Source organism: Devosia sp., from assembly GCF_041917035.1.
Classification (GTDB): Bacteria; Pseudomonadota; Alphaproteobacteria; order Rhizobiales; family Devosiaceae; genus Devosia_A.
Map to the genome: position 1 here is coordinate 1 of NZ_JAYRYM010000147.1, position 9,822 is coordinate 9,822.

Here is a 9,822-nt window from a genome sequence, read left to right on the forward strand (position 1 = left end):
CGAGGGCGCCAGCCAGCGCGTGCAGGAGGATACGCAGCGCTTCGCCAATATCGTCGAGGGGCTGGCCGTCAACTTCGTCGGCTCGGTCATGACCCTGGTCGTCTTCCTGCCGCTGCTCTGGACCCTCTCGGAGAACATCACCGAGCTGCCCTTCATCGGGCCGGTGAGCGGCAGCCTCGTCTGGGTGGCGCTGGTATCGTCAGCCTTCGGCACCGTGCTGCTGGCCCTGGTCGGCATTCGACTGCCGGGCCTCGAGTTCCACAACCAGCGGGTCGAGGCGGCGCTGCGCAAGGAACTGGTCTATGGCGAGGATCACAACGACCGGAGCGATCCACCCTCGATCCGCGAGCTGTTCAGGAACGTCCAGACCAACTACTTCCGGCTGTACCGCAACTACCTCTACTTCAACATCGCGCGCTATGCCTACCTGCAGGGCGCCAACTTCGTCCCGCTGGTCGCCATGGGCCCCTCCATCGTCACCGGGGCGCTCACCCTGGGGCTGTTCCAGCAGGTGAACAACGCCTTCGGCCAGGTGGAGGACTCGTTCAAGTTCTTTGCCAGTTCCTGGACGACGATCATCTCGCTGATCTCGGTCTACAAGCGCCTGAGGCTGTTCGAGAGCTACATCCCCAAGGACGCGCCGATCGCCAACGATTATGACGACCCGCGCTATCTCGAGAGCTGGCACCGCGACAATCCGCCCGCTGCCGCGCCTGCTCCGGCGCAATGAGCGAAAGGCGGGGCCGCCCTGCGCGGCCCTGCCCCTTCAGCCTGACAGGCCCGGGAAGAAATCGGTGCGGATGCGCCAGGGCGGAACGCCCATGCCGCGCAGGGTGCGCCGCACCGCCCTCACCATCGGCGGTGGACCCGACACGTAGAACAGCCGCTCGCGCCAGTCCGGCATTTCCGCGCGGACCAGCTGGGCGTCGATGACGCCCCGCCGGACGCCCTCGGGCGGGGTCTCGTCGAACTGCGTGGCATAGACGGTCTTCAGGCCGAGCTCGTCCCCGGCCTGGTCGAACACGTCGCGGTAGGCGAACTCGCCGGCGCGCCCGCAGCCATAGAACAGCACCGCCGAGCGCTTCTCGCCCCGGTCCAGCATGTGCTTGATCATGCTGCGGAACGGCGTGATGCCGATGCCGCCGGCGAGGAAGGCGAGCTTCCGCTTCTTGTTGCCGGGCAGCACGAAGTGCCCGCCCAGCTGTCCGGCGAGGATCCTGTCGCCGGGCTTCAGCGACTGCAGCGCCCGCTTGAAGGCGCTCGGCTCGGGGTAGAACTTGACGCCGAGACGGATGTCCGGCTCGCCGGGCGCCGAGGTCACCGTGAAGTGCCGCCGGTTGCCGCGCTCATCGCGATCGCGCATGGCCAGCGTCCACTCGAGGTACTGGCCGGGCCTGAACCTGAGCGGCCGGCTCGGCGTGAAGATGAAGTCATAGGCATTGCTCGCCACCTCCTCCACCGCCTTGAGGGTCAGCACGAGGCGATCCGGCGCGGAGACCAGCACGGCGAACAGGTTCCCGACCAGCAGCGCCAGCTCCGGGGTCAGGTACACCGGTCCGATCGTCAGCCCGGGGGTCGCCAGCGCGCCGACCAGCAGGCCGAAGGCGATCCCGCGCCAGCGGCCCTGCGGGGCGGTGAGCGGCTCGGTCAGCATGGCGAAGGCGAGGAACAGGATCGAGGTCTGCGGCAGGCTGAGCAGCAGCTCCTGCAGGCCGGTGCCCGCGGGAGCGGTGACGATGGCCCCCGCCACATACGCCGCGATGGCGGCGAGCACGATGTCCGTGCGACGCACCTTGCGGGTGATCAGCAGGCCGCCGATCACGATCAGCGGCAACAGGTAGGGCGTGGCCGTGATCCACCAGGTGGCCGGCTGAACCAGCAGCAGCCCGGCGAGCGCGATACCCAGCGCGGCCGGGTTGAAGACGTGCCGTCCCCGCGCGCGGATCAGGTACTTCGAAGCCACTGCCCAGGCCGATGCGGCGGCAAGGCCGCCGACGCCGGCGAGATCGGCCGCCGTCACCGGCTTCATCAGCAGGACGATGATCAGTGCGGTGATCAGGGTGGACTCATGGTTCGCCGGTACCGCAAAGGTCGCCGCAAACAGGCGATGCGTCACTTCCGCGACGCCAACGACCACGACCAGCGAAAAGGCCAGGGCGGTCGGCTCCGCGGGAACGAGGCCGAAAAAGCCGAGAACGAAGGCCGCGAGCAGCAGTGCCCCAAGGTAGACCACCAGCAGCCGGTACATCGTGGTCTGGTCGAAGGTGAAGAGAAGCGTCCTGATCATGTCACCACATACGCCGCGAAGCCGGGAGTGAACGTCGCCATGCCGTCGCGGTCGATCGCGTAGGCTTCCACGTCGGTCAGGGTCTGCAGGAAGCGCAGCCCGCTGCGCCCCATCGCGAACGCCGCTGTCGCCAGCAGGTCGGCGGCGAGGACATCGGCGGCAACGACCGTCAGGCTGACGATCTCGTCCAGCCGATTGTCCGGCTGGTGCGGGTCATAGATGTGGTGGCCGCGGACATAGGAACCGGACGTCGCGACGCCGTGCGCGCCCGGACGGATGGCCTTGACGATCTCGTCTTCGGCGAACGGGTTGCGGATGCCCACCCGCCAGGGCTCCCCCCGGGCGTTGCAGCCGGCCACCTGGATGTCGCCGCCTGCGTCGATGCAGAAGTTCTCGCTGCCCGCGCGCGCGAGCAGCTGCGCGACCTGCTTGATGGCCCAGCCCTTCACCACCCCGGAGGGGTCCAGCAGGCCGTCCGGTCGGCGAACGTCGAAATAGCCATCGCTGAATTCGCGTGCGTCCTCAGCGAGTTCGAGGATTTCGCGGAACTCGTCGCTGAGATCCTCCGCGCGGATCGCTCCGGCGTTGAGGGCCGCGAGTTCACTGTCGTCGCGATACGGGCTGAAGCGGTGATCGATCTGCCTGAACCGATCGAAGGCGGCTCGCTGCAGGTCGGCATCGTCACGGCAGGCCAGGTCGATCGTGATCGGCATGCCCATGATGATTTCGGTGCGTCCCGTCACGTACGCGCCGCCGCGCGAATCGCCGAACGCAGGGAGTGGGACCAGGCCTTGGAGGTCAGCGTGGCGCCCGAGACCGTGTCCACCACGGCCGATTGCGACGTGATCGCCTCCTGCTCGAGCTTGGGCAGGGCCTCGAGATTGATCTTCACCGAGGTCGGGCTGTGATCGGGATACTCGACGGCTCTGACGGAGACGATGCGCCCTCCGTCGATGGTGATCTTGACCCGGACGGGGCCAAATCGCGCATCATACTTGCCACCCTGGAAATCGCCGTCCTTGACCTGCACGGTCTGCCGGGTCCCGATCCGGACCCCTTCCGAGGGGGCGGCAGGAGTTGCCGCTGCCACGGCGACCGGAGCGGCCACGCGCCCCGCCTGCACCGAGACGTAGATCGCCGAAGCGGCAACGAACGCACCGGAAAGCAGCAGCTTCCTGAACAGCAGTCGGCGTCCGCGCTTCGCGTCCACGGGTCACTCCAGGCGCGAGCCACACCGCCCGCTGTCGCTGTATAGGGCGACGCACGCAAATCAACGCCAATGTGGCGTATTGCCTCGACCACTGACGAAATGGCGGGCCCATCGCCCAAAAGCAAACGGGCCGCCCGAAGGGCGGCCCGGCTGGACTGGACGCACTCGGCGCGGGTCAGCGCGAGTAGAATTCGACGACGAGATTGGGTTCCATCTGCACCGGGTACGGCACGTCGGCGAGAGCCGGCATCCGCACGTAGGTCGCGACCTGCTTGGAGTGATCGGCCTCGATATAGTCGGGCACGTCACGCTCGGCGAGCTGGTTGGCCTCGAGCACGATGCCGAGCTGGCGCGACCGCTCCTTGATTTCGATCCGGTCGCCCGGCTTGCACGAATAGGAGGCAATGGTCACGCGCTTGCCGTTGACCAGCACGTGGCCGTGCGAGACGAATTGCCGGGCGGCGAACACCGTCGGCACGAACTTGGCGCGATAGACGATGGCATCCAGCCGGCTCTCGAGCAGGCCGATCAGGCGCTCGCCGGTATCGCCCTGGACGCGCGCGGCCTCGGTGTAGAGGCGCTTGAACGCCTTCTCGGTGATCGAGCCGTAGTAGCCCTTCAGCTTCTGCTTGGCGCGCAGCTGCAGACCGTAGTCCGAGGTCTTGCCCTTGCGGCGCTGGCCGTGCTGGCCGGGGCCGTAGGCGCGGTTGTTCAGCGGCGAGGCCGGGCGGCCCCACAGGTTTTCGCCAAGGCGACGGTCGATCTTGTGCTTGGCTTCAATGCGCTTCGACATCGTAATCCTTTCCGATAGCGTCGAAAGTGATTGCGCCCTCCTCTGCCCTTCCTTGCGGAGAGAGCCGACAGATCGCTGAATTTCAGCAAATCCCGGGTGCGCTCGCGGGGCCGATCGGCCCGACAAGTGGGCGGGTGATAGAGTGGGGGAACCCCCGTGTCAAGTCGCGGAGGGATCGGCCTCCCGCCTGCGCAGGTGCACCCTGCCCGCCTCCAGCTTGCTCAGGTAGCGGCCGGCATAGTTGTCCTGGCCGACATGCACGATGCCCTCGTCGATATTGGCCCAGATCTCGCCCTTGAGGCCCTCGGTCCAGCGGCGGCAGAACGACACGTCCTCGCCGATGGCGACACCCTGCTCGTCGCGCATCTGGTCGAAGCACTGCAGCAACCCGCCCTCCGGCAGGCCGGACCGCCGGATCGAGTCCGGTGGCGTTGCCACCCAGAGCTCGGGGAAGCGCTGCCGCATCGCCTCGAGCACGGCGCGCTCGACCAAGAGGATACCCGTCCCGGTCCGCGTCACCCGGACGAAGCCGTCGACCACCTCGATCTCGGGCTGCCCGGCGGGTCCGCGTTCCACCACCACCGCGCCGTCGCCGGCGACATAGTCGTTGGCGACGAGGCGCGCCATCAGCGGCGCCTCCACCTGGGCGCGGACACGATGGTAGGCCTCGTAGTCCAGCCGCCGCTGCGGCGCCACGATGCCGACCACCGGCTTGCGGAAGGCCAGCATCTTGGCGATCAGCGATGGCGCGAACCCCATGTCGGCATCGATGAACAGCAGGTGGGTCAGGGTGTCGTCGGCCAGGACCTGGCTGGCGAGGATGTTCCGCGCCACCGTCACCATCGACAGCGACAGGATCGAGCTCTCGAACGCGATGCCGGGGAACTCCCGCTGGAAGTAGGCGAGCGTGCGCAGGACCGAGTCGTGATAGGCAACGAACACCGAGCCGCCATAGGCGGGTGTCGCAATCAGTACCTTCATCTGCGCTCCCTCGTGCCGGGCCAGCAGAGCGCGAGTCCGGCTAACGGCCGGTTAACGATTGGTTAGGCCCGATCAGCCCTCGACCATGGCCCGATCCAGCGAACGCTGCTTCCTGATCCCGGGGAAGATCTGGCTCCAGATGCCGGCCACCGCCATCGTCGCGGCGCCGCCGAAGACGACCGCGGCCTGCGCGCCGACCAGCGCGGCCATCATGCCGGCCCGGAACTCGCCGAGTTCGTTGGAGGCGCCGATGAAAACCGAGTTTACCGCGTTGACCCGGCCGCGCACGCTGTCCGGCGTCCACAGCTGCATGATCGTCTCGCGGATCGAGACCGAAACCATGTCGCAGGCGCCGATCAGCGCCAGCAGCGGCACCGAGAACCAGATCGACGTCGACATCCCGAACAGCAGCGTGAACAGGCCGAAGCCCGCCACGAACACGAAAAGCGTGATGCCGGCATTGTCGCGCACCGGAAATCTCGCGAGCAGCAGCGCCGTGGCGATCGCCCCGACCCCCGGCGCGGCCCGCAGCAGGCCCAGTCCCCATGGCCCGGTATCGAGGATGTCGCGCGCGAAGACCGGCATCAGGGCGACCGCGCCGCCCATCAGCACGGCGAACAGGTCCAGCGAGATGGCTCCGAGCACGACCTTCTCGGTCCAGATATAGTGAAAGCCCGCGAGCAGCGTCTTGAGGCTCGTCTCCTGCTGCGAGGGGCGCTGCACCGGCGCCGTCAGGCGGCTGATCGACACCAGCGCCACCGCCGCCAGGACGCCGGCGGTGCCATAGGCGACCCATGCAGAGATACCGTAGAGCAGCCCGCCGGCCACCGGCCCGACAATGCCGGCCAGCTGCCAGGCCGTCGCATTCATCGATACCGCATTGGCCAGCGCCACCGGCGGCACGAGGTTGGGGGCGAGCGAGGCGCCGGCCGGCCCGATGAACGCCCGCGCCACGCCGAGCGTCACCAGCACCACGAAGATCGGCCAGACCTCGTGGTGGCCGCTCGCCGAAGCAAAGAACAGCAGCGCCACGGCGCACAGCACCTCGATGGCGAGGCTCGCCTGCATGATGCGGCGGCGCGGCAGCTTGTCCGCGGCAAGCCCGGTGACCAGCACCAGCAGCAGGGCCGGCAGGAACTGCGCCAGCCCGACGAGGCCGAGGAAAAGGGGGTTGCGGGTGATGTCGTAGACCTGCCAGCCGACCGCCACCGACATGATCTGCGCGGCGAAGCTGGCGCACAGCGTCGTCACCCAGAAGAATCGGTAGCCTCGGTAGGAGAAGGCGCGGGCGGAGGGCTCGGCGGCGGTATCGGCGGGGATCATGGCAGGCGTCGGCATGCCACGGCCCTGCCCCTGCCGTCAAAAGGAATGTGTCAGTCGTCGCCGTCGGTTCGGGGGCGATCGGGACGCTGTCGCTCGTGCATCCGGTCGATGGACGAGATGACGCCGCGCAGCGTGCGGATTTCCTGGGCGGAGAGCCCGGCGCGGGTGAACACCGCCCTGAGGTTCTCCACCATGGTCGGACGCTTGTCGGCGGTCTTGAAGAAACCCGTCCGGTCCAGCGTCTCCTCGAGGTGGCCGAACAGCCCCATCAGTTCGCTGCGTGGCGCGATCGCGTCGAGCCCGCCTCCGAACGGCAGCACCTCGCCATTGTCGAACTGCCGGCGCCATTCGTACGCCATCAGCAGCACGGCCTGCGCGATGTTGAGGGAGGCGAAGGCCGCCTCGACCGGAAAGGTGACGATGGCATCGGCCAGCGAGACTTCCTCGTTGTAGAGCCCCCAGCGTTCGCGCCCGAACAGCAGCCCGGCCCCGGCGCCGCCGGCAATATGCGCGATGATGCGCTGCGCCCCCTCCTCCGGCCCGAAGACCGGCTTCTGCACGTCGCGGCGGCGCGCCGTGGTGGCAAAGACGAGGGACAGGTCGGCAATGGCCTCCTCGAGCGTCCCGAACACCCTCACCTTCTCGATCACGTGGTCGGCCCGCGACGCCGCAGCGACCGCGCGCTCGTTGGGCCAGCCGTCGCGCGGATTGACCACCCGCAGGTCCCACAGCCCGAAATTGGCCATGGCGCGGGCCGCCGTGCCGATATTTTCTCCCAGCTGCGGCTCGCACAGGATGATGGCCGGGCTCGGCCGGAAGCTGACGTCCTGCGATCTGTCGGTTCCGGCCATCGGGGGCCCTCCACTTCGGCGCTCGGAATTAGGCGGAACCCCCGGGGAGATCAAGGCCGACATCGGGGCGAAGCGGCGAGGTCCGCTTCGACGCCTCGCGCAGCCGCGTGGACGACGCGGTGGTCGATGGTGCATGCTCGGACGAATCCGGCCCGAACGCGCCTACGCCGCGCCGGGGTTCGGCTGGCAATGAGGCAGACCCGTGACCGCACCCCCCGACCTCCCGCCGCGGCGCCGCCCCGTCGTGCGGCTCGATGCGCGCTGCGCCTGCGGCGGCATCGGGCTCACCGTCGCGGGCGAGATCCGCGCCATGCTGCTCTGCTCGTGCCTCGCCTGCCAGCAGATGACCGGCACCGGCCACGCGACCATCGCGCTGGTCGCCCGCGAGGCGATCGGCATCGACGGGGCGCCGAAGGCCTTTGCGCGGGCGGCCGAGTCGGGCGCGGTGCTGACACGCTGGTTCTGTCCCGATTGCGGCACGCCGCTCTATGCCCAGTCCAGTCGCGCGCCGACGCTGGCGATGCTGCCGGTCGGGGTGTTCGGCGCCGCCGGCGACTGGTTCGCGCCCACCCAGCTGATCTTTGCCCGCAGCCATCACGACTGGGACAGCCTTCCGGCCGACCTGCCGCGGCACGACACCTATCGCGAGGAGAGCAGCAGCAATGTCTGAAGCAGCCGACGCACTGGCCGACCGCATTCGGGCCATCTTCGACTACCGGCCGGGGCTCACCGAAAAGAAGATGTTCGGCGGCTACGGCTTCATGCTGAACGGCAACATGGTGGCCGGCGCCATGCGGAGTGGCAACCTGCTGCTGCGCGTCGGTCCGGACCTGCACGAGCTTGCTCTGCAGCGTCCGGGGACCAGCGCCATGCACCAGGGCGGTCGCGACATGGTCGGCTTCGTCGAAGTCGCCCCCGACTTCATCGACACCGAGGAGGACCTCGGCGCCTGGCTGGACTTCGCCGAAGGCTTCGTCAAGACGCTGCCGCCGAAGTGACCGACGTCGTCGACGGTCAGTGAATGTCGTCGAGGTCGACGTCGAGGATCGCCATCTGGAAGTTGTAGGAGCGGTCACCATCCTCGTCGTCGACGTAGATCAGGCCGAGGAACTCTTCACCCAGGTAGACTTCGACACTGTCGTTCTGCTTGTTGCGCGGCCTCACATCGATGGCCTTGTTGCCGAACTTCTGCTGCAGGAACTTCTGGAGTTTGATGATTTCGGGGTGGTTCACGTAGGCGCTCCTGCCGCTGTCGATTGGGGACCGCACAATAGGCGGAACCGCCGGCCGGGCAATCCCGGCCCGGCTTTTTCCCCGCCCGAATGCCCGGCGCGGTGTCTCAGCCGCTGATGTCGTTGACCGAGGCGACGTGGTCCATCACCGATGCCGGGTGGGCATAGCCGGCCTCGCCGATGATCCGGGCGGGAACGCCCGCCACCGTCACCCGTGGCGGCACTTCCTTGACGACGACCGAACCGGCCCCGATGCGCGCGCAGTCGCCAACCTTGATGTTGCCCAATACGATCGCGCCGGCACCGATCAGCACGCCGTTGCCGATCTTGGGGTGGCGGTCCTCCTCGGACTTGCCCGTGCCGCCCAGCGTCACGCCCTGCAGGATCGAGACATTGTCGCCGATCGTCGCCGTCTCGCCGACCACGAAGCCGGTGGCGTGGTCGAGCATGATGCCCTTGCCGATGCGGGCCGCCGGATTGATATCGACCTGGTAGACCGCGCTCGAGCGGCTCTGCAGGTAGAGCGCGAACTCGCGCCGTCCGCCCGTCCACATGGCGTGGGCGAAGCGGTGCGTCTGGATGGCGTGGAAGCCCTTGAAGTAGAGGAACGCGTCGACCGCCTTGTGGCAGGCAGGATCGCGTTCGAGTGTCGCCGCGAGGTCGGCGCGCGCCTCGAGCCCGATCTCGGGCCGCGCCGCGAGCACATCCCGGAAGGCCTGCCGGACCAGGTCCGCCGACACATCCGGATGATCCAGTCGCTCGGCCAGCCGATGCGACAGCGCTTCCTCGAAGCTGGCGTGGTTGAGCACGCTCGAATAGACCAGATTGGCCAGCGACGGCTCCGCCTGGGCGACCTGGCGCGCCCCGGACATCACCGCATCCCAGACCGGATCGATCGCCCGCACTTCGGCGGACCTGGTAGTGGTCGTCATGGCGGCATCTCCATCGTAGGATGCCGATATAAGACATCCCGTGCTCGCTTTCCAATAGCTAACGCACAAATCCCCCGTTGCGAACCCGCCGGTGCGGGAATGGTTACCTCGGCTCGTCGGAAAAGCCCGGCAAGCGATTGCCCGGGCGGCGGTGGCTCGCATACGGTGCGCACCAGGCAAGAAGCCCCTTCGCCCGCGATCCGCCCTTCGAGC

General features: G+C 68.0%; 12 protein-coding genes. 3 read left to right on the forward strand and 9 right to left on the reverse strand.

Annotated features, from left to right (window positions below):
- On the forward strand, positions 1–730 hold a 730-nt coding region (locus ACE3TU_RS14605; protein ID WP_374625426.1), incomplete at its 5' end, for an SbmA/BacA-like family transporter.
- 36 nt (positions 731–766) lie between these two features.
- On the opposite strand, the gene ACE3TU_RS14610 is transcribed toward ACE3TU_RS14605, so the two are convergent.
- The 7 genes from ACE3TU_RS14610 to ACE3TU_RS14640 form a co-directional block, all read right to left on the reverse strand.
- Positions 767–2,287, reverse strand: coding sequence for an FAD-dependent oxidoreductase (locus tag ACE3TU_RS14610; RefSeq protein ID WP_374625428.1), 1,521 nt, complete (start codon positions 2,285–2,287; stop codon positions 767–769).
- Positions 2,284–3,006 (reverse strand): FAD:protein FMN transferase, encoded by a 723-nt coding sequence (locus ACE3TU_RS14615; RefSeq protein WP_374625430.1) that lies wholly within the window; start codon positions 3,004–3,006, stop codon positions 2,284–2,286. The genes ACE3TU_RS14610 and ACE3TU_RS14615 overlap by 4 nt, the downstream gene beginning before the upstream one ends.
- A gap of 20 nt (positions 3,007–3,026) precedes the next feature.
- A complete protein-coding gene (locus ACE3TU_RS14620; RefSeq protein WP_374625432.1) occupies positions 3,027–3,497 on the reverse strand; it encodes an FMN-binding protein in 471 nt (156 codons plus the stop codon).
- 175 nt (positions 3,498–3,672) lie between these two features.
- Positions 3,673–4,290 carry a 30S ribosomal protein S4 gene (gene rpsD / locus ACE3TU_RS14625; protein ID WP_374625434.1) on the reverse strand — a complete coding sequence of 206 codons (618 nt, stop codon included), beginning with the start codon at positions 4,288–4,290 and terminating at the stop codon, positions 3,673–3,675.
- Positions 4,291–4,449: 159 nt separating this feature from the next.
- A complete protein-coding gene (locus ACE3TU_RS14630; RefSeq protein ID WP_374625436.1) occupies positions 4,450–5,271 on the reverse strand; it encodes a hypothetical protein in 822 nt (273 codons plus the stop codon).
- A gap of 72 nt (positions 5,272–5,343) precedes the next feature.
- Complete coding sequence (locus ACE3TU_RS14635; protein ID WP_374625438.1) at positions 5,344–6,609, reverse strand: MFS transporter; 1,266 nt, start codon at positions 6,607–6,609, stop codon at positions 5,344–5,346.
- Positions 6,610–6,644: 35 nt separating this feature from the next.
- Entirely contained in the window at positions 6,645–7,445 is an 801-nt protein-coding gene (locus tag ACE3TU_RS14640) for an RNA methyltransferase (RefSeq protein ID WP_374625440.1), read from the reverse strand.
- 202 nt (positions 7,446–7,647) lie between these two features.
- On the opposite strand from ACE3TU_RS14640, the gene ACE3TU_RS14645 reads away from it, so the two are divergent.
- Complete coding sequence (locus tag ACE3TU_RS14645) at positions 7,648–8,115, forward strand: GFA family protein (RefSeq protein ID WP_374625442.1); 468 nt, start codon at positions 7,648–7,650, stop codon at positions 8,113–8,115.
- Positions 8,108–8,443: a TfoX/Sxy family protein gene (locus ACE3TU_RS14650; protein ID WP_374625444.1), complete on the forward strand. Its 336-nt coding sequence runs from the start codon at positions 8,108–8,110 to the stop codon at positions 8,441–8,443. Before ACE3TU_RS14645 ends, ACE3TU_RS14650 begins: the two co-directional genes overlap by 8 nt.
- 16 nt (positions 8,444–8,459) lie before the next feature.
- On the opposite strand, the gene ACE3TU_RS14655 is transcribed toward ACE3TU_RS14650, so the two are convergent.
- Both ACE3TU_RS14655 and cysE read right to left on the reverse strand, forming a co-directional pair.
- Positions 8,460–8,678 (reverse strand): DUF3126 family protein, encoded by a 219-nt coding sequence (locus tag ACE3TU_RS14655; protein ID WP_374625446.1) that lies wholly within the window; start codon positions 8,676–8,678, stop codon positions 8,460–8,462.
- A 106-nt stretch (positions 8,679–8,784) separates the two neighbouring features.
- Positions 8,785–9,609: a serine O-acetyltransferase gene (gene cysE, locus ACE3TU_RS14660; RefSeq protein ID WP_374625448.1), complete on the reverse strand. Its 825-nt coding sequence runs from the start codon at positions 9,607–9,609 to the stop codon at positions 8,785–8,787.
- Between the last annotated feature and the right edge of the window lie 213 nt (positions 9,610–9,822).